This window comes from Nocardia sp. NPDC051981 (assembly GCF_040680715.1).
Classification (GTDB): Bacteria; Actinomycetota; Actinomycetes; order Mycobacteriales; family Mycobacteriaceae; genus Nocardia.
The window spans coordinates 132,261-157,401 of record NZ_JBFAXK010000018.1 but is presented as its reverse complement, the minus strand read 5'-3'; the positions used below and the strand labels follow the sequence as shown (position 1 = coordinate 157,401).

The following is a 25,141-nucleotide window of genomic DNA, read 5'->3' as shown; positions in this document are numbered from 1 at the left end:
AGTGTAATCCCTTACCGGACCAACCAGGCAGCAAGGTGCATTGACACGCGACGGTCCAGGGCTCGGATGCCGGATTTGCCTGCTATCCGGCGGATTCCGCCGCGTGCCGGGTCGGTTCGACTGCCGGCCCGGAGTATTCGGCCGGCCGCGGGTACGCGGCTCGCCTGCCCTGCTCGCCCCGGCCGCCGTCTATCACCAGCAGCGGCGGCTGCCCGTCCGCGGCGCTGCGCGGGCGCAATGTGGCCTGCGGATGCTGATGGGCGTGCAGGGCGAGCAGCAGCGGCACCAGCGCCTCGGCGATGCGGTCGCCGACCTCGCAAAACTGTTGCGGCGACAGGCCGACCGGATCGGAGATGTTCTCCCGGCCGACGTACGCGAGATCGTTGCGTGCGGCGTGCAGTCCGACCACGGTGCGTGCGCCGCTGACCTTGGCGATCCGGTACGCCTCGAGCAGCGTGAAGGTGCGGGGCAGCGCCTCGGGCACGAGTTCGCGCACCTGGTCGCGAATCTTCTCGGTCATGGCCAGCACCAGGTCGGCGCGGTGCACCATCTCCGCCTTGAGGCGGCGGGCCTTGAAATTGTCGGCGTTGCCGCCGAGGCCCACAATCGTCTGTGCGGCAAGGGGTTCCACGGGGAATCCGACCAGTGCGCGTACGCCGGCACTCTCGGCGGACAGCTCCTGTAGTCCGTGGTCAGCGGCCACCGCCAGGGCGAGGCGCTCGGCAATGACGGATCGGCAAACATTTCCGCTGCACACGAACAACACATGCATGCGGATAACTTATGCCCGCCGTTGTCGCTTCGAAACTGTTCCGTGACCGAATCACACGTTTCAACCGCGATGTTCATCGCGAGGTCGAATGTCGCTCACCTGATGTTGATTCTCGTTTACCGGAGTGTCCGGTTGGCAACAGGTCAACGTCCCTGGAATGTGAGCATGCCCGTTCGTGTCCGGCAAATCAATAGCCGAACAACTATTGGTATCCGCCGTGTCGTACAGCACGGATTCCGTTATCACGGGCGCGATTTCGGGCACAGCCCGATCTCCGGCATGGACTGTATCGCCGACCCGGCCGCGTGTCGAGAACAACCGCCCCCGAGCAGGGACGGTGCGTGCGAACCGGGCCAGCCCGGTGGCCGTGGACATATCGTCGTACACGGAATCGATTCCGCCCCTGGCGAAATAGGCTTCGTGCCAGAATCCGGTGCCGCCGGAATCCCGCAGGAATTGCTGCCACCACTGCCGGTGCGGGTCCGACCGCGTCCACCGTTCCAGGCTCTCCAGATCCCGCCAGTACTGCCGTGCACCCCAGTGCGGCGGCCACAGCGACCACACCACATCCTCGTGTGACAGGAGCCCGTCCGGCATGTCGTGATGTGACCGGTACAGCTTGGGGCCGACGCCCAGCAGCCGCAGGATTCCACGCGGCTTGCGCACGCGCATTCCGAGCAGGATCACGACCAGATCCGGATATTCGGACAGGTCCGCGGTCATTCTCTCCACCCGCATTCGTGACCTCCGCACGCTTCGCTGATCTGTGCGGGACTACGGCGCCGCTGTGCTCGCGGTTCGAAGGCGCTGTTTCCTCGTCCTGCCCGAAGTCTAGTCCGCCGTGCGATGCGCGGCCCGAACGTGGATGCGGTCGGCGCGCCTGCTAGGTACTCAGCCGCAGCACGGCCGAGTTGCCGTGGACCGCAACGATCTTCACGTTCAGGCCGTTCAGGGCGATGGTGCCGCCGACTGCGGTCGAGCTGAACACCGGCAACCCGAACACGGTCGTCGACGCGGTGACCATGCCCGGGATGATCTGCTCGATCCGGACATTGTTGATCCGGGAGAATCCGGGAACCGGAATCGTGGTCGGCCCGTCGACCCGGACCTCGCAATTGCCGTTGGCGCAGGCGCTGAGATCGGTCCCGTTCGCGGCCACCGGCAGCCCGTCCGACGGCTGGTTCGATGCTTTCGAAGACGTAGCTTTGGCCACGGTCGTCTCGCCCGCCGTCGATCCGCTCCCGGCTGGTACCGCCGACCCGCCCGTTTCCGTCCCGCAACCAGCGCACAATGCCATAACCGCCACCACCAGGCCGACCCCGGCCGGCCCCACTTTCGCCACCGTGGATATCGGGATTCGCATGCAACCTCCACCATGCTCTCGGACCTACGGACACCGATGATGCGCGACGCGGCGGCCCGCCGTAGTGAAATCCGACTGTTCGCCCCGATTTATCCCCCATCCGACCCTGGTATGGGAGCCCCGGTCCCCCTATCTGCCCGCGACGTAGTCGCGCAGCCGCTCGACGACTTCGTCCGGCCCGGGCATCCGAGCGATCTCCGCCGCGACCGCCTCGGCCGCCTCGCGATAAGAATTGCCCCGTCGCGGCAGCAACCGCGCCGCCCGATCGGCGATCGTGTCCGTGTCGACCTCGCCCGCCCCGAGCGGAATCGCCGCACCCACCGCCTCCAGCGCCTCCGCATTGGCGAACTGGTCGGCCCCCTGCGGCAGAACCAGTTGCGGCACTCCGAAATTCAATGCCCCGAGCGTGGTGCCGCTGCCCCCGTGATGCACGACGAGATCGACGTGGGGCAGTAGCCGAGACTGCCGCACCCAGCCGTGAACACTGACATTGCCCGGCAGCGCACCGAGCTCGTCCGGATCCAGCCGCCCCGCAGCGACGATGACCTGGGCGTCGAGCCGAGAGAGCCCGGACAAGGCTTGCGTGAGCAGTCCCGGTGTGCCGAATACGGTGCCCAGCGTCAGGTAGATCAGTGGTCGAGACGACGGTATGTCCCGCAACGCGCCGAGTTCCCCAGTCTCCGGATAAGGAACCGGCCGCAACTCGATCCGTTCCTCTTTCAGAAATTCCTTGTCCTGCAGCGAGACCGGGCAAATATCGATATGCGGCACCCCCTCGACCCCGGCGATCCGCGTCGGCATCTCCAGCCCGATCCCCTCTGGAAACATCCGCCCGAACCCATGCCACACCGCCGGAATCCCCGCCCGCCGCGCCGCAATCGCCGCCCCCGGCACCCCCCACTCATGAATCACCAGGTCCGGCCGCAACCGTTCCAAATCCCCTGCAATATCCTCCGCATACATCTCGGAAAAACAATCCCCCGGCCGAAACGCCCCCAACCCATGCCGCTCGATCACCCCGTGCATCCCCGCCCCCACCGCGAAATGCACCTCGCACCCCGCTTCCCGCGCCGCCACCGCCAGCGGCACCAGCGGATACGCATGCCCCACAGTCGCAAGGCTGGCAAACACAAGGCGCATCCCGCCACCCTAGCCCGTCAACCCAAGGTTGACCATCCCTCGAACCTCCTGCCGGACACCACTTCTCGCAACCCCGCCCCGGAACATGCGGTCGTGTGTCACCACCCACGGTAAAGCATGTTCCGTAACGACGTCAGATGGCCTGTACCGCAGTCGATTTCGGTGCGCTTCACTTCGCTCTGGACCGCGCCGCGAGGCTGGCGCCGACGCCGCGGATGATCTCATGCAGGGGCTGACCTTCGGCGGTTACGTGAACTTCGTTGAATTTCAAGTGATTACTACAAGCGTCACCAATTACATCGAATGCGAACTCGCGATGGTCCGCCTCACTCGCTGAATGACACGGCGAATTCGTTGTCCATCAGCCGGATTCGGCGGCGCCTTCGCCGCTGGGGTGTAGGTCGTCTGCGTGGCCGAATGGACCCCCGGGTGGTCCGAAGACTGGACTGCAACCGGCGACGGTGGAATGCGCAACCTCACCTGTCCGGGGCCCCTTCCGAGGGCCGCGCGCTCGCGGGGACCTTCGGCAACAGCCGCCCGCAGTGGTCGGTCATGCGGAGGCTGCGGGGATGCTGCTGTGTTCTTTGTCCAGGAGGGCGGTGATGTGACGGTGCAGACCCTGGACGCTTTCGGCGCTGGCTTCGGCGACGAGGGCGCGCTGGGCGGGGGTGAACGGGGAGTCCGGGTGGTAGAGCGTGCGGCGGGTGAACGTGGTGGTGCCGTCGCCGTCCTCGGTGAGCGAGTACTGCAGGCCCGCACCGACGTTGTCGTCGACGATCAGGGAGGACTTGGCGTACTCCTGGTCGACAACGCGCCAGTGGAGATGTTGTTCGCTGCCGTCCTCGAGGCGGCCGTGTTCGTAGATCACATCGTCGACGCGGTAGGGGCGTTCGGTGACGCCGCCGACGTCGTGGCTGGCGACATGCCATTCGGGCCAGAAGCGGGCCTGTGTGACCAGATCGAAGACGGCGTGGGCGGGGGCATGGAAGGTGACGGTATTGCTGTCGCCCACGGTCCAGTCGTCGTACTCGGTGCCCATGTCGCAGACCTCCTCGGAAGAAATAGCGCTCTCACAATGAGAGTACATGCCATATGCAGGTACACGCAAAGTGTAGGCTGCATGTGCGGAAAGGAGTGCGGGAGTGATGGGTGACGAACGGCGGCCGGGACGTCGAGTGTCGGTCGGTGAGGTGCTCGCGCGTGCGGGCACCGTGCGGGAGGCCTTCGACACCATTGCCAACACCTGGTCGCTACTCATTCTGGTCGCGCTGCGCGATGGCACGCTCCGCTACAACGAACTCAAGCGCACCGTGGGCGGAGTCAGCGAGCGCAGGTTGTCGCAGACCTTGAAGCTCCTCGAGCGTGACGGCGTGGTGGATCGGAAGCTGGTGCGTTCCATTCCATCTCACGTTGAATACAGCCTTACCTCGACTGGCGAGGCGGTCGTCGACTCACTAGGTGAACTGCTGTCCACGATTATCAAATTCTCGCCACAGGTTGCAGTCGCACGGCAGCGTTACGACGAGAAGCATGCCGATGCTGCCCCGGAGGGCTGAATCCGGTTGACTCTCAACGTTTCCCATCGGTACCGGAAATCGGGAGACAGCCGGCGGGCCGGTGTCGGGCACTTCTTCCAAAGGGCGACTGGGCGAATTCGAATCAGATAGAAGGCATTGCGCCGCGCAATCTTCGGATCATCGAAGTCTTGCCGCAGCCGGACACTTCACCCATGTCAGATCGGGGGAGTGCCGGAAGATGATCCCTGGAGTCGGGATCGACCGTGGTGCCGAGTGTGGGACTCGAACCCACACGTCCTTTCGGACAACGGTTTTTGAGACCGTCGCGTCTGCCAGTTCCGCCAACCCGGCGCACCGGGAAGAAATGATAGCGGGTGGAGGGGGGAAGAGACTAATCGAGGGGGTCGGGGGACTGCCGGGTTGTGATACTGGTCGGTTTGCGCTGGGTACGTGGGTTGTGGGGGCGGGTGAACGGTACTCTTTGGGGTGACTCGATGCGTGCTGGTCCTGCGAGGGTGGCGCAAGGCGAGGTGGCATCGGGTATCGGTATTCGGAAGCGACAGGGGTTCATCTATGGGAACGACAGCAGGGGGCGGTTCGAAGAAGGACGCTGCAGCGTCCGCCCCCAAGCGGGTGGTGGTTGCCGAGGACGAGGCGCTCATCCGGATGGACCTGGTGGAGATGCTCTCGGAGGAGGGCTATCACGTGGTGGGTGAGGCGGGAGACGGCCAGCAGGCCGTGGATCTCGCCGAGGAGCTGCGGCCGGATCTGGTGATCATGGACGTGAAGATGCCGCGGCGGGACGGCATCGACGCGGCGGCCGAGATCGCGTCGAAACGCGTTGCGCCGGTGGTCATCCTGACCGCCTTCAGCCAGCGCGATCTGGTGGAGCGGGCGCGTGACGCGGGCGCGATGGCGTACCTGGTGAAGCCGTTCACCAAGTCGGATCTGGTGCCGGCCATCGAATTGGCCGCATCGCGATTCCACGAGATCGCGGCACTCGAGAGCGAGGTCGCGAATCTGACCGACCGGCTCGAGACCCGCAAGCTGGTCGAGCGTGCCAAGGGTGTGCTGATGCAGACCCAGGGGCTGTCCGAGCCGCAGGCGTTCAAGTGGATTCAGCGCACGGCCATGGATCGTCGCACCACCATGAAGGCGGTCGCGGAAGTGGTGCTGGAGAACCTCGCGCCGAAGTAGGCCGCATTTGCCGCGTCGTCGCCCTGCTGTTGCCGCTAATGCACTGGAGAAATTAACAGTGCGGTAACAGCGGGGCCTTCTGCTTTTGTTGCGATGTCACATGGATGATTCGAATGTGATGCGGAGCTAACGTGGCGGGGCTATGTTCTGGACGGGCCGATCGATGGGGCGGCCCTCCTCGGTCACCCCGGGGGAGCACAGAACATGAGGTGAATCGTGCTTGGTTCATTGACGCGCACGTCGTCCCTGCGACGCAGTCGCACGGCGCGAGCGGTGGTCATCGGAGCGGCGGCCGTACTCGCGCTGGCGTCGGCGGGATGCAGTAGCAAATCAACGGATAATTCGGGCGGCGGCTCGAATCTGACCATTCAGCCTCTCGTGCAGGTGGATGGCCAGGGCAAGGAAGTTCCGGCGAAGGACACCAGCGCGGCCGCGGATCCGGCCGGCGACGGCAAGGGGAAATGCGCACCCCAGACAATCGCGATGGCGGGCCCGCTGACCGGTGACAACGCCAACCTCGGCCTGAACATCATCCGCGGCGTGAAACTGGCGCTGGACCAGCACAACAAGGCCAACCCGGGCTGCCAGGTGACGGTCAAGGAATTCGACACCGAGGGCGACCCGCAGAAGGCCACCCAGGTCATCCCGACCATCGTCAGCGATCCGTCGATCGTGGCCCTGATCGGCCCGACCTTCTCCGGCGAGACCAAGGCGACCGGCGCGATCCTCAACCAGGCCAATCTGCTGTCGCTGACGCCGTCGGCCACCAACGTCACCCTCACCACCAATGGCTGGAACAACTTCTTCCGCGGCCTGGGCAACGATGGCATCCAGGGTCCGGCCGTGGCCGGATACCTCAAGGGCACCGGCAAATTCAAGAAGATCTGCGTCATCGCCGACGACTCGGACTACGGCACCGGCCTGGCCAAGACCGTCACCGAGGGCCTGGGCTCGATCGCCGACCCGAGCTGCGCGGCCAACGTGAAGCAGAAGGACAAGGACTTCTCCGCGACGGTGTCGAAGATGGCCTCGGCCAAGCCGGACGGCATCTTCTACGCCGGCTACTACGCCGAGGCGTCCCCGCTGGTCAGCCAGCTGCGCAATGGCGGCGTGACCGCGACCTTCATCTCCGACGACGGCACCAAGGACGTCGAATTCGTCAAGCAGGCGGGCAATGCCTCGAAGGACGCGCTGCTGTCGTGCCCGTGTGGTCCGGCGACGGACAAGTTCACCACCGCCTACAAGGCATTCAACAACTATGACCCGGGCACCTATTCGACCGAGGGCTATGACCTGACCACCATCGTGCTCAAGGGCATCGAGGCCGGTAAGGTCACCCGCCCCGATCTGGTCGATTACGTGCGGAACTACGACGGCCAGGGCCTGGCCCGCGAATACAAGTGGAGCCCCACCGGTGAATTGGCGAACGCTTTGATCTGGATGTACCAGGTCAAGTAGCACTCACTATTCGGAACAGCGTGTGCCGAATCGTTTTCGGCGCACGCTGTTTTCCTCGGACGGCGAAAGTAACGAATGTCTGCACCCGCTCTGGCCGATGTGACCCTCCTCGCGAGCAGTTCCATCGAATTCAATGTCTCCGGCGTAGTCGATCAATTCTGGCGGTTGACCGTCGAAGGTTTGACCTACGGTTCGATCTACGCCCTGGTCGCGGTCGGATACACACTGGTCTACGGTGTGTTGCGCCTGATCAATTTCGCCCATTCGGAAGTTTTCATGCTGGGCATGTTCGGCCAGCTGGTCGGGCTGATGGTCTTCGGATTCGCCGCCAGCGGCGATGTGTATTCCCAGGGCGTCGTCTCGACCGTCATCTATCTCGGCGCCGCCATGATCTTCGGCATGCTGGTCTCCGGCGCGGCCGCGGTGGGCCTGGAGCGGGTCGCGTACCGCCCGCTGCGCAAACGCGGCGCGAAACCGCTGATCTTCCTGATCACCGCGATCGGAATGTCCTTCGTACTGCAGGAATTCGTGCACTACGTGCTGCCGAAGCTGACCGGCAACAAGCTCGGCGGCACCAATGCGCAGCAGCCGATCGTGCTGGTGAAGCCCACCGAGCAGTTCCAGATCTTCGGCGCCTCGGTCACCAATATCTCGCTGGTGATCGTGCTGGCGGCGATCGCGCTCGCGCTCACCACCGAATTGCTCATCAATAAAACGAAATTCGGCCGCAGCATTCGCGCGGTGGCGCAGGACCCTGATACCGCCACGCTGATGGGTGTCTCCCGGGAGCGGGTCATCATGCTGACCTTCCTCATCGGCGGCGTGCTCGCGGGTGCGGCCGCGCTGCTGTACACGCTCAAGATCCCCAACGGCATCATCTACAACGGCGGATTCATTCTGGGCATCAAGGCGTTCAGCGCCGCGGTCCTGGGCGGCATCGGCAACCTGCGCGGCGCGCTGCTGGGCGGCCTGCTGCTGGGGCTGGCCGAGGACTACGGGCAGATCCTGTTCGGCACCCAGTGGCGTGACGTGGTGGCCTTCGTGGTGCTGGTCGGCGTGCTGATGATTCGCCCGACCGGCATTCTGGGCGAGAGCCTGGGGAGGGCGCGGGCATGACGACGACGAAACCGGCCCCCGTGCCACAGCATTCGGCCGCCGGACGGGGTGTCGGCGACGCCATCCGGAACTGGTGGGGCGGGCTGTCCCGTCCCGCGCAGTGGGCGTTCGGCGTACCGGCGGTCATCGTGCTGGCCGTGCTGCCGCTGTTCAAGCTGCCGCTGCTGGACACCCCCGGCACCAGTTTCGGCGGGGTGATGGCGCAGTTCGCCATGTACGCCCTCATCGCCATCGGCCTGAATGTGGTTGTGGGGCAGGCGGGTCTGCTCGACCTGGGATATGTCGGCTTCTACGCGGTCGGCGCGTATTCGGTGGGCCTGCTCACCAGCCCGAACAGCCCGTGGAATCAGACCAACGGCGGCTTCCTGGACCCCAAGTGGGCGTGGCTGGCGTGCGTGCCGATCGCGATCCTGCTGACGGCCATTTCCGGGCTCATCCTGGGTACGCCCACCCTGCGCCTGCGTGGCGACTACCTCGCCATCGTGACCCTCGGCTTCGGTGAGATCGTGCGGCTGCTGGCAGACAATCTGCCCGAGATCACCAATGGCAGCCTCGGGCTGTCGCGGATCCAGTATCCGAAGCTCGGTGAGTCGGACAGTCACCCCGGCGGCTATTTCTCCTCCGGCAACCTCGGCGACACGAGCAGCTGGAATCCCTTGGACCGGGCCAACTCCGGCACCTGGTGGTACTGGCTCGGCATCGTGCTGGTGGTCGGTGTGCTGATGCTGGTCGGCAATCTCGAGCGCAGCCGTGTCGGCCGCGCCTGGGTGGCCATCCGCGAGGACGAGGACGCCGCCGAGATCATGGGCGTGCCCACCTTCAAGTTCAAACTGTGGGCCTTCACCATCGGCGCGGCCATCGGCGGCCTGTCCGGCGCGCTGTACGCGGGCCAGGTGCAGTTCATCAACCCGGCCGGATTCAACGTCATCAACTCGATGCTGTTCCTGTGCGCGGTGGTGCTGGGCGGCCAGGGCAACAAGCTCGGCGTGATCGTCGGCGCGTTCCTGATCGTGTACCTGCCCAACCGGTTCATGTCGGTGAATGTGGGCGGGCAGTCGCTGGGCGACTACAAGTATCTGTTCTTCGGACTCACGCTGGTGGTGGTGATGATCTTCCGGCCGCAGGGTCTGTTCCCGGCTCGGCAGAAACTGCTCGCCTACGGGCGGCAGGTGTATCGGGCGGTGCGACGGCCGGTGGCCGCGCAGGCGACGGGAGCGGGACAATGACGGGGCCGGGTGACGCGCTCTTCGACAACGAGGACATGGCGGCCGGGTACGCGGCGCCGGAGGTCGAGCCCAGCGCGGGCACGCTGGACGTGACCGAGGTGCTGCCGGTCTACAAGGACCACGAAGTGGTCGCGGAAGTCGTTGCGCCGCACCGGGAGATCGAGACCGCGATCGGCGCGCCGCTGCTGCGCACCGACGGGCTGACGGTGAAGTTCGGTGGTCTCACCGCACTGGACGCCGTGAGCTTCGAGATCCGCCGAGGCGAGATCCTCGGGCTCATCGGGCCCAATGGCGCAGGCAAGACGACCTGCTTCAACGCCATCTCCGGCGTGTACCGGCCGTCGGGCGGCACCGTCTACTTCGACGGCAAGCCGCTCACCAAGACCAAGCGCAACGAGATCACCCGCCTGGGTATCGCGCGCACCTTCCAGAACATCCGGCTCTTCGGCGAGATGACCGCGCTGGAGAATGTCGTGGTGGGCGCGGACGCGCGGCACAGGACCTCGGTCCCGGGCGCCATCTTCCGCACCGCCCGGCACCGGAGCGAGGAGCGCGACTCGCTCGAAAGAGGCATGGCGCTCCTGGAATTCGTCGGCATCGCCGCGCACGCGGTGGAGAAGGCGCGCAATCTGTCCTACGGCGATCAGCGCCGCCTGGAGATCGCCCGTGCGCTGGCGACGGAACCGAAGCTGCTGTGCTTGGACGAGCCGGCCGCCGGCTTCAACCCGAGCGAGAAGTCGGCGCTCATGGATCTGATCCGCAAGATCCGCGACGACGGCTACACCGTGCTGCTCATCGAGCACGACATGCGGCTGGTCATGGGGGTGACCGACCGTATCGTGGTGCTCGAGTTCGGCCGCAAGATCGCCGACGGGCTGCCGGACCAGATCCGCCAGGACCCGGCGGTGATCAATGCGTATCTGGGCGTGCCCGACGAGGCGGAGGCCGCGGACAGCGGCGCCGAGCAGGCCGCGGCCGTGTCGGACGCCCGCGCGGAGGTGGACCCGGGCAAGCCTGGCGTACAACCGATTCCGGACCTGAGCAAGCCCGTCCCGGTGCCGGACGTACCGGATACCCCGTCCGATCAGCCCCTGCTGACGGTCGAGGACATGGTGGTCAACTACGGCAGAATCCAAGCCCTGCACGGCATCTCGCTATCGGTCGGCCAGGGCGAGCTGGTGACCCTGCTGGGCGCCAATGGCGCGGGCAAGACCACCACCATGCGTGCCCTGTCCGGCCTGCTGCCGCTCTCTCGCGGCCGCATCATGTTCCAGGGCCGCGACATCACCCGCATGAAGGCCCACGAACGCGTCGTGGCGGGCCTGATCCAGGCCCCCGAGGGCCGCGGCGTCTTCCCCGGCATGACGGTCCAGGAAAACCTCGACATGGGTTGCCACGCACGACCGTTCAAGGCCAAGGCCGACTACACCCACACTCTGGACTGGGTCTACGAGCTGTTCCCGCGACTGCTCGAACGCCGGCGCCAGGTGGGCGGCACCCTCTCCGGCGGTGAGCAGCAGATGCTGGCCATCGGCCGCGCCCTCATGGCCCGCCCCCAGCTGCTGCTGCTGGACGAGCCGTCAATGGGCTTGGCCCCCATGGTGATCCAGCAGATCTTCCGCATCATCGCCGACATCAACGCCCAGGGCACCACGGTCCTGCTGGTCGAGCAGAACGCCCAGCAGGCGCTGACCCGCAGCGACCGCGCCTACATCCTGGAAACCGGCGAGGTCACCAAAACCGGCGGCGGCCGGGCCCTCCTGCACGACCCCGCCGTCAAGTCCGCCTACCTCGGCGTCGGCTGACGCCCGGGCCCCGAAAAGCATTCGGGCCGATCACCTTCCGGTGATCGGCCCGAAGCCTTCTGCAGGGGCGACAGGAATCGAACCTGCAACCTGCCGCTTTGGAGACGGCTGCTCTGCCAATTGAGCTACACCCCTTGGCGAGGGCATACGCTACCAGGTAGCCCGCCCGCGATGAAATCGGTTTTGCTGACCTGCGGCGACGGGCCGGGTATGCCCGCTGCCCACGGATGTCGGAGGGGATACCTAGACTCTGTCGGGTGACCCCTGCCTCTACTGATCAGCGTCCTGGTGTTGTGCCCGCATCTGCGTCCGGGGAGCAGCCGACCCTGCTGCTGCTGGATGGGCATTCGCTGGCCTATCGCGCGTTCTACGCGCTGCCGGCGGAGAACTTCAAGACGCAGAGTGGGCAGACCACCAATGCCGTGTACGGGTTCACGGCGATGCTGATCAATCTGCTGCGGGACGAGAAGCCCACGCATGTGGCGGCGGCGTTCGACGTGAGCCGGAAGACCTTCCGGACCGAGGCGTTCCCCGAGTACAAGGCGAACCGGATCAGCACGCCCGACGAGTTCCGGGGCCAGGTGGAGACCACCCAGGAAGTGCTGGGGGCACTGGGGATTCCGGTGATGGCCATCGAGGGATACGAGGCGGACGATCTGATCGCCACCCTCACCACGCAGGCCGTACCGGAGGGTTTCCGGGTGCTCATCGTCACCGGTGACCGTGATTCGCTGCAGCTGGTCAATGACAATGTCACCGTCCTCTACCCGAAGAAGGGCGTCTCCGAGCTGACCCGGTTCACCCCGGCGGCGGTGGAGGAGAAGTACGGGCTCACCCCGCAGCAGTATCCGGACTTCGCGGCGCTGCGCGGCGACCCGAGCGACAACCTGCCCGGCATCCCGGGCGTGGGGGAGAAGACCGCCGCCAAGTGGGTGCGCGAATACGGTGATCTGGCCACGCTGGTCGACCAGGTGGACAAGGTCAAGGGCAAGGTCGGAGACGCGTTGCGCGCCAACCTGTCCAGCGTCGTGCTCAACCGTCAGCTCACCGAGATGGTGAAGGACGTGCCGCTGCCCTACACCCCGGAGCAGCTGGCCGTGCAGCCGTGGGACCGGGAGAAGATCCACCGTCTGTTCGACGAGCTGGAGTTCCGCGTCCTGCGCGATCGCCTCTTCGACACCCTGGCCCCGGTGGAGCCGGAGGCCGAGGCAGGTTTCGAGATCAGCGGCACGACCCTCGCGGCCGGTACGGTCGCCGGCTGGCTGGCCGAGCACGCCGGAACCGGTGTGCGGCACGGTGTTTCGGTGGTCGGCACCGGTTCGCCGATCAACGGCGACACCCAGGCCATCGCGCTGGCCGCCGCCGACGGCGAGGGCGCCTACATCGACGTGCACACCCTCGCCCCGGAGGACGAGAAGGCGCTGGGCGCCTGGCTCGCCGACGCCGAGATCCCGAAGGCGTTGCACGAGGCCAAGACCGCCATGCACGCGCTGCGCGGCCGCGGCTGGCAGCTGGGCGGGCTCACCAGCGACACCGCGCTGGCGGCGTACCTGATCCTGCCCGGCCAGCGCACCTTCAACCTGGAGGACCTGTCGCTGCGCTACCTGAGCCGGGAGTTGCGCGTCGATAATGTCGGCGAGAGCCAGCTGTCGCTGCTCGACGACGAGGAGCAGGTCGACGCCGAGGTCGCCAATGCCCAGATGCTGCGCGCCCGTGCGGTTTCCGACCTCGCCGACGCCTTCGACACCGAACTCGAGCGCATCGAGTCCACCGCCCTGCTGCGCGATATGGAACTCCCGCTGCTGAGCGTGCTGGCCGATCTGGAGGCCGCGGGCATCGCCGTCGACACGGCCCAGCTGGAAGAGCTGCAGCGGGACTTCGCCGACCGCGTCGCCGACGCCGCGAACGCCGCCTACGGTGAAATCGGCAGGCAGATCAACCTGGGCTCGCCCAAGCAGCTGCAGGTGGTGCTGTTCGACGAGCTCGACATGCCGAAGACCAAGCGCACCAAGACCGGCTACACCACCGACGCCGACGCGCTCGAGGGTCTCTACGAGAAGACCCAGCACCCGTTCCTGCAGCACCTGCTCGAGCACCGCGACGCCACCCGGCTGAAGGTGACCGTGGACGGCCTGCTCAAATCGGTCGCCGACGACGGCCGCGTCCACACCACCTTCAATCAGACGGTCGCGGCCACGGGCCGACTCTCCTCGACCGAGCCCAACCTGCAGAACATCCCGATCCGCACCGATATGGGCCGCCGCATCCGCGATACGTTCGTGGTGGGCACCGGGGCGGGCTCCGACGGTGTCACCGCCTACGAGTCGCTGATGACCGCCGACTACAGCCAGATCGAAATGCGGATCATGGCCCACCTGTCCAAGGACGAGGGCCTGATCGAGGCCTTCAACTCCGGCGAGGACCTGCACAACTTCGTCGCGTCCAAGGCCTTCGACATCCCCATCTCCGAGGTGGATCCGGAACTGCGCCGCCGCATCAAGGCCATGTCGTACGGCCTGGCCTACGGCCTGTCCGCCTACGGCCTGTCCCAGCAGTTGAAGATCAGCGCCGACGAGGCCAAGGTCCAGATGGACATCTACTTCAACCGTTTCGGCGCCATCCGCGACTATCTGCGCGACGCCGTCGAGCAGGCCCGCAAGATCGGCTACACCGAGACCCTCTTCGGCCGCCGCCGCTATCTGCCGGATCTGGATTCCAGCAACCGGCAGCGTCGCGAGGCCGCCGAGCGGATGGCCCTCAACGCCCCCATCCAGGGCACGGCCGCCGACATCATCAAGGTCGCCATGATCGACACCCAGCAGGCGATCCGGGCGGCCGGGCTGCAGTCCCGGATGCTCCTCCAGATTCACGACGAACTCGTCTTCGAGGTCGCTCCCGGCGAGCGCGAGCAACTGGAATCGCTTGCGCGCGAGCACATGTCCAATGCCATCGAACTCTCGGTGCCGCTCGAGGTCTCGGTGGGCGTGGGCCGCAGCTGGGATTCGGCCGCGCACTAGGAGGCAAGCGCGGTCGGCGCTGTCGAGGCGTTCGGTACGCAACAACCGATTTCGCCGCGCCATGGGTAACTCGCCGGGTACGTCCAAAATTCGGGTACCCGCCCGACCGCAGGCACAGGTGCGCGACTCCGGACGGCACATTGCCGTCCGCTGAAGTTTCGGGGAGGCGGACCAGCCGTGAGCTGGGCTTGTTCACGCATCAGATGTCTGCGCGCCCCATGGCGTTTGCTCGCACTCTTTCCCGGGCCGGTGTGGCGCCCGTCGCATATCCGGTGACCTGCGGCGAAGTTACTCATGGGTCGATTGCGAATATGGTTGCCATTGCGAGGATGCCCCCCTATGCTCGACGTCGTGCCGAATCCCGCCTACAGCCGCAGCGCAGCGCTCGATGTCGCCGACCGCGACCGCGCCGCGCTCATTTCGCTCACCGCGAGTGTGGCTGGCGCGCGCGTACTCGTAGTTCTCCGCCGTAGCGGGGTCTGACTCGGACCGGCCCCTCGCTGCGGCCGAATGAACTTTTCTTGCTGGTCCCCTCTGTCACTTTCTTCGGAAGAAGTCGGGAAGACCTAGTTCAATGACCATCACCATTGATACCGCCACGTTCATCGCCGCTGCCCCCGCGAGTCTGCGGAGCGAGTGCATCGGCCTGACGCCCGCCGAGTTCCACGACCGGTACTGCGCCCCGACGGGCCCGGTCAAGCTCAGCGACTGGACTCCGGTCGGCCACCGCGCCGGCACCGCCACCCTGGAGATCGCCGATCACCTGCGCACCGTCGTGGCGACGGGCAGCCCGGTGGCGGCGCTGACCTCGGCCCTCTACGACGAGGGCTACCCGGTGGAGATCCTCGCGTTCCACCAGCGCCGCACCGCGGACGGCATGGCCACCTTCATCCAGTGCGAGTTCAACGGCCGCCGCGGCTGGGGCGCCGCCCTCGCCGACGATCCGGCCGAATCCACCATCCGCGCCATGATCGCCGGCATCAACCGGCTCGGTTCGCACTTCTGAGCGAAGCAGGAACCCGGCCCCGCTGCTGAGGCAGCGGGGCCGGGCTGCGTGAGATGTCTGCTGAAAGCAGTGAACGGCTGAAAAGCCAAGCGCCGCAACTCCTTCCGGGGTTACGGCGCTGAGTTCGCGGGGTGCGTGGCCTACTTCGACTCTTGCTCGGCGATCTGCTTGCGGACCTCGTCCATGTCGAGGGCCTTCACCTGGGTGACCAGGTCCTCGAGGGCGGCCGGGGGCAGCGCGCCGGGCTGGGCGAAGACGAGCACGCCCTCGCGGAAGGCCATGATGGTCGGGATCGAGCGGATATTGGCGGCGGCGGCCAGGCCCTGCTGGTCTTCGGTGTCCACCTTGCCGTGCACCACGTCGGGGTGCGTCTCGGACGACTTCTCGAAGGTCGGGGCGAAGCTGCGGCACGGGCCGCACCACGATGCCCAGAAGTCGACGAGAACGACGTCGTTGCCGGTGACTACCTCGTCGAAGTTCTGCTCGGTCAGGGTCTGGGTGGCCATGGTTTCCTCTCGTATCGATGTCCCCCGGTCCAACACGGGGCCCGCTGGTTATCTTCCCGGGGTGATCGGCCGGTCGGTCGTTCAGAGTCGTTCGGTCCCGGAAACGGGCCACTCGTCACGTCGGTCACCGTCCCATCGCCGGATGCCCTCTACGGTAGCCCGGAAGTCCTTGTCCCAGGCCACCGCGTCGAGCGCCGCCTCGAGTTGTCCCGGCCGCAGCCGCCGCGCGAGCGTGATGTGTGGCGTCCAGATGTCCGGGCGCACGTTGGCGGGAATGCCCGGGCACTCCTCGATGACGCGGAACAGCCTGTGCTGCAGGGCGATCAGTGGTGCGGAGGGCACCACGGCCCGGACCAGAATGGGCGTGCGTGCGCCGAACACCAGCAGTCCGCCCAGCCGGATCGGAAAGGGCCGAAACTCCTGGCGTGCCAAGGCTTTATCGAGTCGCGGCCAGATCTCGGAGGCGACCGCGAGGGTGATGTGCGGCCGGTGCTCGGGCCCGGGCGCGTGCAATCCGATTTCGCGCAGCAGCGCCCACTGCCGCCGCACCTCGGCCTCGGCCGTCACGTCGAGCACCAATTCCACCGATTGCACCATGGTGTCCCGAACCTACGCCGAGATCTCGAAACATGCGCGGCCGTGTGCCGGGGCGCCGCCGCCGCGGGGGCTGCGCGAGGATGGCTCCTATGAGCGACAGCGACACTCGAGTACGCCTGGGCCTGTTGGAGGGCGACGGCATCGGCCCGGAAATCGTGCGCGCCACCCGGGATGTGGTCGACGACGCCTTCCATGCCACGGGTATGCCGCCGGTGGAATGGGTGACGCTGCCGCTGGGACACGTGGCGATCGCGCAGTACGGCAATCCGGTACCCGAGCAGACCCTCGACGGTCTGGCCGAACTGGACGCCTGGATCATGGGCCCGCACGACAGCGCCTCCTACGCGCCCGAGCACCGCACCGGCCTGCCGCCGGCGGGCGCGGTGCGGAAACGCTTCGGGCTCTATGCCAATATCCGCCCGGCCCGCACCCTCGAGGGCGTGCGCTCGGTCGTACCGGACATGGATCTGCTGATCCTGCGCGAGAACACCGAGGGCCTCTACGCCGACCGCAATATGGCCGCGGGCTCCGGCGAATTCCAGCCGTCGCCGGACGTGGCGCTGGCCGTCGGCGTGTTCACTCGCCCGGCGATCGAGCGCATCGCGCATCTGAGTTTCGAGATCGCGAGTGAGCGCTCCAAGAAGGTGACCATCGTGCACAAGGCGAACGTGCTGCCCATGACCATGGGCATGTTCCGCGACGTCTGCTACGAGGTGGCTGCGCAGTATCCCGACATCGAGGTGGGCGACGAGCACGTCGACGCGGCGGCCGCGCATCTGGTCCGCGCGCCCCAGGACTACGACGTGATCGTCACCGAAAACCTCTTCGGCGACATCCTTTCCGATCTGGCGGGGGAGTTGAGCGGTTCGCTCGGCATGGCGGCGTCGGTGAACTGTTCGGACAGGCAGATCATGGCGCAGGCCGTGCACGGCGCGGCCCCCGCGCTGGCCGGGCACAATCGCGCGAATCCGGTGGCGCTGTTCAACTCCGCCGCGGGCATGTTGCGCTGGATGAGCCGGACCCCGCGCTACAGCGCCCTGCGGCGGGTGGGCGACCGGGTGGAACACGCGGTTGCGGAGACGTTGCGGGCCGGTGTTGCGACGTCTGATTTGGGTGGGCTAGCCTCTACCTCCGAATTCACCGAGCAGGTGCGCGCCCGGCTGCACCGCTGGTGAGCGCGCACTTCCGGGACCGGGCGTGTTCGGCCACGCGATGGCGTGTCGCCGATTAATGTTCGGTTACCGACCGACACGGACGGTGTCACTCGCTTACATTTCAAACGGCGGGCGACGCCCGGATGTCGCGCACCCGAACTGTGGAGGACTGCTGTGTCTGTTCGTAACTCTCTTCGCGGGCGTGTCCTGCGGGCCGTTGTCGTCGTCGCCGGTGGCGCTCTCGCGTTGACCGCGTGTACCAGCAATTCCGAGTCCAGCGGCCCCGCTGTGGCCAAGGTCGACGTGACCAAGGTCGACACCATCGCCGCCAAGGTGCCCGCCGACATCAAGTCCTCCGGCAAGCTGATCGTCGGTGTGAACGTGCCCTATCAGCCCAACGAGTACCGGGATCCGAGCAGCGGCAAGATCGTCGGCTTCGACGTCGATCTGATGGACGCGGTCGCCAAGGTGCTGGGCCTGTCGGCCGACTACAAGGAAGCCGACTTCGAGAAGATCATCCCCTCCATCGAGGCGGGCACCTTCAATCTCGGCATGTCCTCCTTCACCGACAACAAGGAGCGCGAGGCCACCGCCGACTTCGTCGACTACTTCTCCGCAGGCAGCCAGTGGGCCCAGCAGAAGGGCAAGCCGGTCGACCCGAACAATGCCTGCGGCAAGCGAGTCGCGGTGCAGCGCACCACCGTTCAGGACACCGACGAGATCCCGGCCAAGTCCAAGGCCTGCACCGACGCGGGCAAGCCGGAGATCCAGAAGGTCGCCTACGACGAGCAGTCCGCCGCCGCCAACGCGCTGGTGCAGGGTCAGGTCGACGCCATGTCCGCCGACTCCCCGGTGACCGCGTACGCCATCAAGCAGGCCGGCGACAAGATCGAGGCGGCCGGCAAGATCTTCGACTCCGCGCCCTACGGCTGGCCGGTCAAGAAGAGCTCGCCGCTCGCGCCGGTGCTGCAGGAAGCCGTGCAGTACCTGATGGACAACGGGCAGTACAAGAAGATCGCCGAGAACTGGGGTGTCCAGGAGGGCGCGATCACCAAGTCGGGCATCAACGGGGCGACGAGCTAAAGAATTATGTCGCAGGACGAGACCAATTCCGCAGCCTCGGCTGCGTCGGCGGTCGCGAGCACCGAGCCCGAGCCGATCAAAGCGATTCCGCTGCGACGGCCGGGCCGGTGGATCGCCGCCGCGATCATTCTGATTGCCCTGGCCCTGTTCGTCTGGGGCGCCAAGACCAACGAGGCGTACCACTGGGACACCTACTTCAAGTACCTCGGTGACAAGCGAATCGCCAAGGGCGCGTTGGTCACTCTGGAACTGACCGTGCTGGCCATGGTGATCGGCGTGGTGCTGGGCGTATTGCTGGCGGTCATGCGGCTGTCGCCCAATCCGGTGCTGCGCTCGGTGGCGTGGGCGTACCTGTGGATCTTCCGTGGGACGCCGGTCTATGTGCAGCTGGTGTTCTGGGGTCTGTTCCCGTCGTTGTACAAGACTGTGACCGTGGGTGTGCCGTTCGGGCCGTCGCTGACGCACTTCGATGTGCAGCACTGGTCCGCGCCGTTCTTCTTCGCCATGATCGGCCTGGGTCTGAACGAGGCGGCCTACATGGCCGAAATCGTGCGCGCCGGGATCAATTCCGTGGGCGAGGGGCAGCGCGAGGCGTCGGTGGCGCTGGGCATGTCATGGTCGCAGACCATGACCCGCACGGTGCTGCCGCAGGCCATGCGGGTGATCATCCCGCCCACCGGCAACGAGCTGATCTCCATGCTGAAGACCACCTCGCTGGTGACGGCCATCCCGCTCACCACCGACCTCTACGGCCGGGCCCGCGATATCTACAGCATCAACTTCCAGCCGATTCCGCTGCTGCTGGTGGCCGCCACCTGGTACCTGCTCATCACGAGCGTGCTCATGATCGGCCAGTACTACCTGGAGCGGTACTACTCGCGGGGTTCGTCGCGGCAGTTGACGGCAAAGCAGTTGCGCGCCTTGGCTCAGGCGCAAGTCGCCGGGGGAACGGGATAGGTGAACGCTGATATGTCCGAGGACTCGATGTCGTTCTCCAAGGATTCGATTCCGCTCGTCGAGGACGCGCTGCGGCCTTCGAGCGTGCCGATGGTGCGCGCCGACCGGGTCGCCAAGAACTTCGGCGCACTGAAGGTGCTCAAGGGCATCACGCTGGAGGTGAAGCGCGGCGAAGTGCTCTGCCTGATCGGTCCCTCCGGCTCCGGCAAGTCCACCTTCCTGCGCTGCATCAACCATCTCGAGCAGATCAATGCCGGACGGCTCTATGTGGACGGCGATCTGGTCGGCTACCGCGAGAAGAACGGCAAGCTCTACGAGCTGCACCCGCGCGATGCCGCCAAGCAGCGCCGCGACATCGGGATGGTCTTCCAGCACTTCAACCTGTTCCCGCACCGCACGGCGCTGGAGAACATCATCGAAGCGCCGACCCGGGTCAAGAAGCTCAAGCGGCCCGCCGCGGTCGCCCGGGCCCGGGAGCTGCTGGACCGAGTCGGGTTGGCGGACAAGGCCGATGCCTACCCCGCCCAGCTCTCCGGCGGTCAGCAGCAGCGCGTGGCCATCGCACGGGCCCTGGCCATGGACCCCAAGCTCATGCTCTTCGACGAGCCCACCTCGGCGCTGGATCCTGAGCTCGTGGGCGAGGTCCTCGGCGTCATGCGAGAACTCGCGGCATCCGGCATGACCATGATCGTGGTGACCCACGAGATGGGCTTCGCCCGTGAGGTGGCCGATCAGCTGGTCTTCATGGACGGCGGTGTCGTCGTCGAGGCGGGCAACCCGCGTGAGATGCTCGCCAACCCCCAGCACGACCGGACCAAGGCGTTCCTGTCGCGCATTCTGTAGGCGCACAACATGATCAGGGAGCTGTCCCCGGCGGAATTCACCCGAATCCCCCGCGGTGACAGCTCCCTGATCGGGTTATTTCCGGAGGAACTCCTCGATGGGGGCGGTCTGGCCGAGGATGGCGTGGCCGACGCCGGGGAGGACCAGGGTGGTCGCGTCCGGGATGGATTGCGTCGCGCGGCGGGCGGTGTCGGCGGACTTGAACATGACGTCGTCTTCGCCGACGATCACCAGGACCGGCATCGTGAGACTGCGCAGCTGGTCGTCGGTGAAGATCGGCAGCTTGCCCGTGCGTGGAGTGAAGTGCGTGAACGTGAGGGTCACATCGTCCAGGTTCTCCGCGTGGTCGGTCAGGTTCAGGCCGGTGACAATGGCCGCGGAGCGGCGCAGGTCGTGCTTGCTGAACAGGTGGTCGGCCAGGTTCTTGAAGATCCAGCCGAAGCGCTGCTTGCCGATGCCGCCGGGGCACAGCAGGGCCAGCTTCGTGACGCGGTCGGGCCGGCGGACGGCGTAGTCCAGCGCGGTCCAGCCGCCCAGTGACATGCCGACGAAGCTCGCGGACGAAAGCTGAAGGCCCGCAAGGACATCGTCGAGCCACTGGGCGAGTGCGTCGGAGCCGAGGGCCGGTCGCGATTCGGTGCTGCCGCCGGGTTCGCCGGGCAGGTCGACCGCGTAGACCCGGAAAACCCGTGCCCAGGAGGCGATATCGCCGCGCCAGGCGGAGTTGTTGGAGCCTGAGCCGTGCAGCAGGATCACCGGCGGGGCGTCCTGCGGGCCGGACGCGAGCACGAAGGTGTCGCCCTCGCGGGTCGCCAGGTGCAGCTGCTCAGCGGGAACCGGCCACTGCCGCAGGACATCCCGGTAGCGGGCCTGGATGGCGGCGCGGCCGGCCTCGGATTTGTAGATCGCGTTCACGACGCGAGGACTCCTTCCATGTATTCGAGCAGCCGGGCGGTATCGCCCAGGCCGCCGACGAGAATGACCTTCAGGCGGGCGCGTTCACGGTCGTGGAAGGTCTGGATCCGCAGGGGCTGCCCGTCCGGTCCCCGGGTCGCCGCCGCGCCGGTCAGCAGGGTGCTGACCCGGTCGGCGGTACCGGGATCCATGGCGTCGACCTCGATGATGGTCGATGCTTCCGAATGCCGGCGCCGGGCAACCGATTCGCGCGGGCTGCGGGGTTCGGGCAGGCCGGTGAAGGCCGCCAGATCGGTGGCGGCGATGCGGTACTGCTTGCCGATGCGGGTGGCGGGTAGCTTCCCATCGCGTACGTAGCCGCGGACGGTGCGGACGTGCAGGCCGAGGCGCTCGGCTACCTCGTCGACGGAGTACAGACGATCTGTCACAAAAACAACCTTAAACATCCCTATCTGTGATCGCAATGGGGAAGTTTGGGGAACTATGTGATGGTTTGTGTGATGGCCGTCAAACTAAACTACATTGTGTAGTAGATGTTTGGTCGCACTGTGGGAGGCAGCGACATGGGGTGCATGGCGGTAGCCCAGCCTCCGGTCGAATCGACGCGGTGGAGTTTCCTGCAATGGGCGGTCCTCATGGTCGGAGCCGTCCACATCGTCTGGGCGATCGTGGGCTGGGTCGCCGAACCCAGCTTCGCCATGGGCGAGCACGCCCCGGCCACGCCCGTGCTCGGCATGGACTACAACGGCTGGCACGGGCTCGCGGGACTGCTGCTGTTCACGCCCGCGCTGGTGGCCGCGCTGCGCAAGCGCTGGGCCGCCTGGTATTGCGTGATCGCCGCTGTCGGAGGCGGATTCGTGGTCGGCGTCCGGGCGCTGTTCGCGCACAGCGTGCTGATGTTCAGCTTCCCGAATCACCGCGGCGATGCCGTCGAGCACATCGTGACCGGTGTGGTGCTGCTGGTGCTGTCGGTGTCCAGGCGATCCGGGACGGCGGCCTGCGGGCGGTGTTCGCGGCCGGGGCGTGACGAACAGCTAGGGATTGACGCGCATCGGCGCCGGATCCTTCCAGCGCGTCAACGCGATGCGGAGCTGTCCGAGCAGGACTTTCGCGGCCGGGCTCAGTGGCCGTTCGGTATTCCAGGCCAGAACCAGGCGGCCCCGCATCTCCGGATCGATCTCCAGGGTGCGCACCCCCGATTGGGCCGCCTCGTCGGCGGGGATGCGCGGGATGACGGCCACGCCCAGCTCGTGCGCGGCCAGCCGGATGAGCAGTGGGGGAGCGGCGGCCTCGAACGCCACGTCGGGAGCGAGATCGGCTGCGGCGCAGGCATTTTCGAGCAGTCCCCGCAGGCCGGTGCCGCTCGGCAGGCAAATCAGGGGATGGGTGCACAGCTCGGCCAGCGTGATTCGTTCGCCGAAGCCCTCGGCCCCGGCCGCTACCGCCGCGACAATGGCGCTGTCGTAGACGGTTTCGGTGCCGATGCCCGGATCCAGGTCGCCGGAAACGCTGAGGACCCCGATATCCAGGTCACCGCGGCGGACCGCCGTGTGCATGGATTCGGAGGTGTCCTCGGTCAGGGAGATGCCGATCTGCGGGTGATCGCGATGGAAGTCGGCCAGCACCTGGGCGATGTCGATCTCCTCGCCGGCAGCGCCGGAGATCAGCCCGACCCGCACGTGCCCCCGCAGCAGACCGGTGAATTCGTCCACCGTGTGGGTGATGCGCTCGACCTGATCCAGGGCCGCCCGGGCCAGTGGCAGCACCGCCTCGCCGACCGGGGTGAGCGTGACCGAGCGGCTGGAACGATCCAGAAGCGGTTGTCCCAGTTCGCGTTCCAGCTGCCGGATCTGCGTGCTGAGCCCCGGCTGCGCCAGGTGCAGACGGGCCGCCGCCCGGGTGAAGTTGGCCTCCTCCGCGACCGTCACGAAGTACCGCAGCTGGCGCAGTTCCATAACTGTTGATTCTAGCTACGAGAAAAACTATCTGTTGGAGTTCTTGATCGGAGCCGAGCAGAGTTGGTGACATGACGAAGACAGCGATCACCGAACTGCCCGCCACCACCGGCCCCGTCTTCCAGCCCGGCGACACCGGCTACGACGCCGAGATCGCCGGATTCCAAACCGCCTACACCCACCGCCCCGCCGTGGTCGTCGGCGCGGTCCACGCCGAGGACGTCCGTGCCGCCGTGGAATACGCGGCGCGCCACGGCCTTCCGGTCGCCGTGCAGAACACCGGCCACGGCCTCTCGGTCGCCACCGACGGCGGCGTGCTCATCACCACCCGCCGCATGACCGACATCCGCATCGACGCCGACGCCCGGACCGCCCGGGTGGCGGCGGGCGTCCAGGCCGGAGCCCTGATCGAGGCGGCCGCCGCGCACGGCCTCGCGCCGCTGAACGGCTCGTCGCTCTCGGTCGGCGTGGTCGGCTACACCCTCGGAGGCGGCATCGGCATCCTGGCCCGCGAATTCGGTTATGCCGCAGAGTATGTGCGCGGCATCGAGATCGTCACCGCCGACGGCCGGCTGCGCCGGCTGGAGCCCGGAGATGAGCTGTTCGGCGCGGTGCTCGGCACCGGCGGCAACTTCGGGGTGGTCACCGCGCTGGAGCTGGCGCTGCTGCCGATCACCACGGTGTACGGCGGCCAGTTGCAATTCGACACCCCGCTGGTCGCACCCGCGCTGGAAGCGTGGCGACTGTGGACCCGGGACATGCCCGAGCAGATGACCTCGGCCATCACCATGATGGCCTTTCCCGATATTCCGGCATTCCCGCCGCACCTGCGCGGCCGGTACGTCGCGACCATCAATATCGCGTACACCGGTTCCGCCGAAGAGGGCGAGCGCCTGGTCGCCCCGCTGCGCGCGGTCGGCGTGCGGATGACCGACGACCTGCGGGCCATGCCCTACACGGAAAGCCATGCCATCTACCGGGATCCGGAACACCCGCACCCCTACCTGGCCACCAACGCGCTGCTGTCCGACCTGCCCGCCGACGCCACCGACGCCTTCCTGGAGGCCACCGGCCCCGAGTCGCCGGTGCCGGTGATCGCCGGGCTGCGCCACCTGGGCGGCGCGCTGGGCCGCTCCGGGCCGAACGGCATCGCCATGGACCACCGCGACGCCGAGTACATCGCCCGCATTCTGACCATGCCGAACCCGGACAACGCGGACCAGATCGACGACCGGCTGTCGCTCATGCTGAAGACCCTGCAGCCCTGGACTCTCGGCCAGAACCTGAACTTCCTCTACGGCGGCGGCGATCGGGCCGATGAGGACCAGACCCGGGCGGGATACAGCGCCGCCACCTACGACCGGCTGTCGGGTCTGAAGGCGAAGTACGACCCGGCAAACCTGTTCCGCAACAACCGAAACATTCGTCCCCACTGACCGCATCGGATTCACTCGCGCTCGCCTCGCCACGCCTGTCCGTGGCGGGGCGAGCCGTGTTTCCGGGCTTGGCGCGAG

Annotated in this window: 24 protein-coding genes, 2 tRNA genes and 2 pseudogenes; 16 read left to right on the top strand and 12 right to left on the bottom strand. The window is 66.7% G+C overall.

Going from position 1 to position 25,141, the window contains the following annotated elements:
* Nucleotides 1–82: 82 nt before the first annotated feature.
* From AB0L60_RS28105 to AB0L60_RS28085, 5 genes are all read right to left on the bottom strand, one after another.
* Entirely contained in the window at nucleotides 83–772 is a 690-nt protein-coding gene (locus tag AB0L60_RS28105) for a low molecular weight phosphatase family protein (RefSeq protein WP_364619552.1), read from the bottom strand.
* Nucleotides 773–832: 60 nt separating this feature from the next.
* Complete coding sequence (locus AB0L60_RS28100; RefSeq protein WP_364619550.1) at nucleotides 833–1,510, bottom strand: phenylacetaldoxime dehydratase family protein; 678 nt, start codon at nucleotides 1,508–1,510, stop codon at nucleotides 833–835.
* A gap of 145 nt (nucleotides 1,511–1,655) precedes the next feature.
* Entirely contained in the window at nucleotides 1,656–1,985 is a 330-nt protein-coding gene (locus tag AB0L60_RS28095; RefSeq protein WP_364619547.1) for a hypothetical protein, read from the bottom strand.
* A 279-nt stretch (nucleotides 1,986–2,264) separates the two neighbouring features.
* Nucleotides 2,265–3,275 carry a glycosyltransferase gene (locus AB0L60_RS28090; RefSeq protein WP_364619544.1) on the bottom strand — a complete coding sequence of 337 codons (1,011 nt, stop codon included), beginning with the start codon at nucleotides 3,273–3,275 and terminating at the stop codon, nucleotides 2,265–2,267.
* Between the two features lie 550 nt (nucleotides 3,276–3,825).
* Nucleotides 3,826–4,314, bottom strand: a complete 489-nt coding sequence (locus AB0L60_RS28085) for an SRPBCC family protein (protein WP_364619541.1) — start codon at nucleotides 4,312–4,314, stop codon at nucleotides 3,826–3,828.
* 106 nt (nucleotides 4,315–4,420) lie between these two features.
* On the opposite strand from AB0L60_RS28085, the gene AB0L60_RS28080 reads away from it, so the two are divergent.
* Nucleotides 4,421–4,831 carry a helix-turn-helix domain-containing protein gene (locus tag AB0L60_RS28080; protein WP_364619539.1) on the top strand — a complete coding sequence of 137 codons (411 nt, stop codon included), beginning with the start codon at nucleotides 4,421–4,423 and terminating at the stop codon, nucleotides 4,829–4,831.
* Between the two features lie 225 nt (nucleotides 4,832–5,056).
* On the opposite strand, the gene AB0L60_RS28075 is transcribed toward AB0L60_RS28080, so the two are convergent.
* A tRNA-Leu gene (locus tag AB0L60_RS28075) sits at nucleotides 5,057–5,143 on the bottom strand.
* Between the two features lie 222 nt (nucleotides 5,144–5,365).
* Between AB0L60_RS28075 and AB0L60_RS28070 the strand changes: the two genes are divergently transcribed.
* The 6 genes and pseudogenes from AB0L60_RS28070 to AB0L60_RS28045 all read left to right on the top strand — a co-directional run bounded on the left by AB0L60_RS28070 (nucleotide 5,366) and on the right by AB0L60_RS28045 (nucleotide 11,594).
* Nucleotides 5,366–5,989, top strand: coding sequence for an ANTAR domain-containing response regulator (locus AB0L60_RS28070; RefSeq protein ID WP_213560578.1), 624 nt, complete (start codon nucleotides 5,366–5,368; stop codon nucleotides 5,987–5,989).
* 273 nt (nucleotides 5,990–6,262) lie between these two features.
* Nucleotides 6,263–7,447, top strand: coding sequence for a branched-chain amino acid ABC transporter substrate-binding protein (locus tag AB0L60_RS28065; protein ID WP_364619536.1), 1,185 nt, complete (start codon nucleotides 6,263–6,265; stop codon nucleotides 7,445–7,447).
* Between the two features lie 75 nt (nucleotides 7,448–7,522).
* Nucleotides 7,523–8,563, top strand: coding sequence for a branched-chain amino acid ABC transporter permease (locus AB0L60_RS28060; RefSeq protein ID WP_364619534.1), 1,041 nt, complete (start codon nucleotides 7,523–7,525; stop codon nucleotides 8,561–8,563).
* A complete protein-coding gene (locus AB0L60_RS28055; protein ID WP_364619532.1) occupies nucleotides 8,560–9,789 on the top strand; it encodes a branched-chain amino acid ABC transporter permease in 1,230 nt (409 codons plus the stop codon). The genes AB0L60_RS28060 and AB0L60_RS28055 overlap by 4 nt, the downstream gene beginning before the upstream one ends.
* Nucleotides 9,786–10,736: pseudogene (locus tag AB0L60_RS28050) on the top strand (ABC transporter ATP-binding protein); the annotation flags it as partial. The gene AB0L60_RS28055 and the pseudogene AB0L60_RS28050, both read left to right, overlap by 4 nt.
* 162 nt (nucleotides 10,737–10,898) lie before the next feature.
* On the top strand, nucleotides 10,899–11,594 hold the full coding sequence (locus AB0L60_RS28045) for an ABC transporter ATP-binding protein (protein ID WP_364619648.1): 696 nt from the start codon (nucleotides 10,899–10,901) through the stop codon (nucleotides 11,592–11,594).
* A gap of 62 nt (nucleotides 11,595–11,656) precedes the next feature.
* On the opposite strand, the gene AB0L60_RS28040 is transcribed toward AB0L60_RS28045, so the two are convergent.
* Nucleotides 11,657–11,729 (bottom strand) — tRNA-Trp (locus tag AB0L60_RS28040).
* A gap of 92 nt (nucleotides 11,730–11,821) precedes the next feature.
* Between AB0L60_RS28040 and polA the strand changes: the two genes are divergently transcribed.
* From polA to AB0L60_RS28025, 3 genes are all read left to right on the top strand, one after another.
* On the top strand, nucleotides 11,822–14,611 hold the full coding sequence (polA, locus tag AB0L60_RS28035) for a DNA polymerase I (protein WP_364619530.1): 2,790 nt from the start codon (nucleotides 11,822–11,824) through the stop codon (nucleotides 14,609–14,611).
* Nucleotides 14,612–14,950: 339 nt separating this feature from the next.
* A complete protein-coding gene (locus AB0L60_RS28030) occupies nucleotides 14,951–15,094 on the top strand; it encodes a hypothetical protein (RefSeq protein WP_364619528.1) in 144 nt (47 codons plus the stop codon).
* A 91-nt stretch (nucleotides 15,095–15,185) separates the two neighbouring features.
* Nucleotides 15,186–15,617, top strand: coding sequence for a 2-keto-3-deoxygluconate kinase (locus tag AB0L60_RS28025; protein ID WP_364619525.1), 432 nt, complete (start codon nucleotides 15,186–15,188; stop codon nucleotides 15,615–15,617).
* A gap of 140 nt (nucleotides 15,618–15,757) precedes the next feature.
* On the opposite strand, the gene trxA is transcribed toward AB0L60_RS28025, so the two are convergent.
* A complete protein-coding gene (trxA, locus tag AB0L60_RS28020; RefSeq protein WP_120739276.1) occupies nucleotides 15,758–16,123 on the bottom strand; it encodes a thioredoxin in 366 nt (121 codons plus the stop codon).
* Nucleotides 16,124–16,204: 81 nt separating this feature from the next.
* A complete protein-coding gene (locus tag AB0L60_RS28015) occupies nucleotides 16,205–16,720 on the bottom strand; it encodes a 2'-5' RNA ligase family protein (protein ID WP_364619521.1) in 516 nt (171 codons plus the stop codon).
* A gap of 89 nt (nucleotides 16,721–16,809) precedes the next feature.
* Between AB0L60_RS28015 and AB0L60_RS28010 the strand changes: the two genes are divergently transcribed.
* The 4 genes from AB0L60_RS28010 to AB0L60_RS27995 all read left to right on the top strand — a co-directional run bounded on the left by AB0L60_RS28010 (nucleotide 16,810) and on the right by AB0L60_RS27995 (nucleotide 20,757).
* Nucleotides 16,810–17,895 carry an isocitrate/isopropylmalate family dehydrogenase gene (locus AB0L60_RS28010; RefSeq protein WP_364619519.1) on the top strand — a complete coding sequence of 362 codons (1,086 nt, stop codon included), beginning with the start codon at nucleotides 16,810–16,812 and terminating at the stop codon, nucleotides 17,893–17,895.
* Between the two features lie 153 nt (nucleotides 17,896–18,048).
* Nucleotides 18,049–18,957 carry an ABC transporter substrate-binding protein gene (locus AB0L60_RS28005; RefSeq protein WP_364619517.1) on the top strand — a complete coding sequence of 303 codons (909 nt, stop codon included), beginning with the start codon at nucleotides 18,049–18,051 and terminating at the stop codon, nucleotides 18,955–18,957.
* Between the two features lie 6 nt (nucleotides 18,958–18,963).
* Nucleotides 18,964–19,914 (top strand): amino acid ABC transporter permease, encoded by a 951-nt coding sequence (locus AB0L60_RS28000; RefSeq protein ID WP_354846108.1) that lies wholly within the window; start codon nucleotides 18,964–18,966, stop codon nucleotides 19,912–19,914.
* A 90-nt stretch (nucleotides 19,915–20,004) separates the two neighbouring features.
* The gene (locus tag AB0L60_RS27995; protein WP_364619646.1) at nucleotides 20,005–20,757 is read left to right on the top strand and encodes an amino acid ABC transporter ATP-binding protein; all 753 of its coding nucleotides are present in this window, start codon (nucleotides 20,005–20,007) and stop codon (nucleotides 20,755–20,757) included.
* 75 nt (nucleotides 20,758–20,832) lie between these two features.
* Here the strand turns inward: AB0L60_RS27995 and AB0L60_RS27990 are convergent, their stop codons facing one another.
* Nucleotides 20,833–21,672 (bottom strand): alpha/beta fold hydrolase, encoded by an 840-nt coding sequence (locus AB0L60_RS27990; protein WP_364619515.1) that lies wholly within the window; start codon nucleotides 21,670–21,672, stop codon nucleotides 20,833–20,835.
* On the bottom strand, nucleotides 21,669–22,100 hold the full coding sequence (locus tag AB0L60_RS27985) for a helix-turn-helix domain-containing protein (protein ID WP_364619512.1): 432 nt from the start codon (nucleotides 22,098–22,100) through the stop codon (nucleotides 21,669–21,671). The genes AB0L60_RS27990 and AB0L60_RS27985 overlap by 4 nt, the downstream gene beginning before the upstream one ends.
* A gap of 105 nt (nucleotides 22,101–22,205) precedes the next feature.
* Here AB0L60_RS27985 and AB0L60_RS27980 point away from each other — a divergent pair.
* Nucleotides 22,206–22,586: pseudogene (locus AB0L60_RS27980) on the top strand (DUF4383 domain-containing protein); the annotation flags it as partial.
* 120 nt (nucleotides 22,587–22,706) lie between these two features.
* Here the strand turns inward: AB0L60_RS27980 and AB0L60_RS27975 are convergent.
* Entirely contained in the window at nucleotides 22,707–23,627 is a 921-nt protein-coding gene (locus AB0L60_RS27975) for a LysR family transcriptional regulator (RefSeq protein WP_364619509.1), read from the bottom strand.
* 71 nt (nucleotides 23,628–23,698) lie between these two features.
* Between AB0L60_RS27975 and AB0L60_RS27970 the strand changes: the two genes are divergently transcribed.
* Entirely contained in the window at nucleotides 23,699–25,063 is a 1,365-nt protein-coding gene (locus AB0L60_RS27970; RefSeq protein ID WP_364619507.1) for an FAD-binding oxidoreductase, read from the top strand.
* Nucleotides 25,064–25,141 lie beyond the last annotated feature (78 nt).

Bases quoted from the DNA above. Each gene is read 5' to 3' on its own strand.
- AB0L60_RS27970 (WP_364619507.1), top strand. From the start codon at position 23,699: ATGACGAAGACAGCGATCACCGAACTGCCCGCCACCACCGGCCCCGTC.
- AB0L60_RS28100 (WP_364619550.1), bottom strand. From the start codon at position 1,510: ATGCGGGTGGAGAGAATGACCGCGGACCTGTCCGAATATCCGGATCTG.
- AB0L60_RS28085 (WP_364619541.1), bottom strand. From the start codon at position 4,314: ATGGGCACCGAGTACGACGACTGGACCGTGGGCGACAGCAATACCGTC.
- AB0L60_RS28060 (WP_364619534.1), top strand. From the start codon at position 7,523: ATGTCTGCACCCGCTCTGGCCGATGTGACCCTCCTCGCGAGCAGTTCC.
- AB0L60_RS27975 (WP_364619509.1), bottom strand. From the start codon at position 23,627: ATGGAACTGCGCCAGCTGCGGTACTTCGTGACGGTCGCGGAGGAGGCC.
- AB0L60_RS28045 (WP_364619648.1), top strand. From the start codon at position 10,899: ATGGTGGTCAACTACGGCAGAATCCAAGCCCTGCACGGCATCTCGCTA.
- AB0L60_RS28055 (WP_364619532.1), top strand. From the start codon at position 8,560: ATGACGACGACGAAACCGGCCCCCGTGCCACAGCATTCGGCCGCCGGA.
- AB0L60_RS28080 (WP_364619539.1), top strand. From the start codon at position 4,421: ATGGGTGACGAACGGCGGCCGGGACGTCGAGTGTCGGTCGGTGAGGTG.
- AB0L60_RS27995 (WP_364619646.1), top strand. From the start codon at position 20,005: ATGGTGCGCGCCGACCGGGTCGCCAAGAACTTCGGCGCACTGAAGGTG.
- AB0L60_RS28030 (WP_364619528.1), top strand. From the start codon at position 14,951: ATGCTCGACGTCGTGCCGAATCCCGCCTACAGCCGCAGCGCAGCGCTC.
- trxA (WP_120739276.1), bottom strand. From the start codon at position 16,123: ATGGCCACCCAGACCCTGACCGAGCAGAACTTCGACGAGGTAGTCACC.
- AB0L60_RS28105 (WP_364619552.1), bottom strand. From the start codon at position 772: ATGCATGTGTTGTTCGTGTGCAGCGGAAATGTTTGCCGATCCGTCATT.
- AB0L60_RS28090 (WP_364619544.1), bottom strand. From the start codon at position 3,275: ATGCGCCTTGTGTTTGCCAGCCTTGCGACTGTGGGGCATGCGTATCCG.
- AB0L60_RS28010 (WP_364619519.1), top strand. From the start codon at position 16,810: ATGAGCGACAGCGACACTCGAGTACGCCTGGGCCTGTTGGAGGGCGAC.
- AB0L60_RS28070 (WP_213560578.1), top strand. From the start codon at position 5,366: ATGGGAACGACAGCAGGGGGCGGTTCGAAGAAGGACGCTGCAGCGTCC.
- AB0L60_RS28025 (WP_364619525.1), top strand. From the start codon at position 15,186: ATGACCATCACCATTGATACCGCCACGTTCATCGCCGCTGCCCCCGCG.
- AB0L60_RS28015 (WP_364619521.1), bottom strand. From the start codon at position 16,720: ATGGTGCAATCGGTGGAATTGGTGCTCGACGTGACGGCCGAGGCCGAG.
- polA (WP_364619530.1), top strand. From the start codon at position 11,822: ATGTCGGAGGGGATACCTAGACTCTGTCGGGTGACCCCTGCCTCTACT.
- AB0L60_RS28000 (WP_354846108.1), top strand. From the start codon at position 18,964: ATGTCGCAGGACGAGACCAATTCCGCAGCCTCGGCTGCGTCGGCGGTC.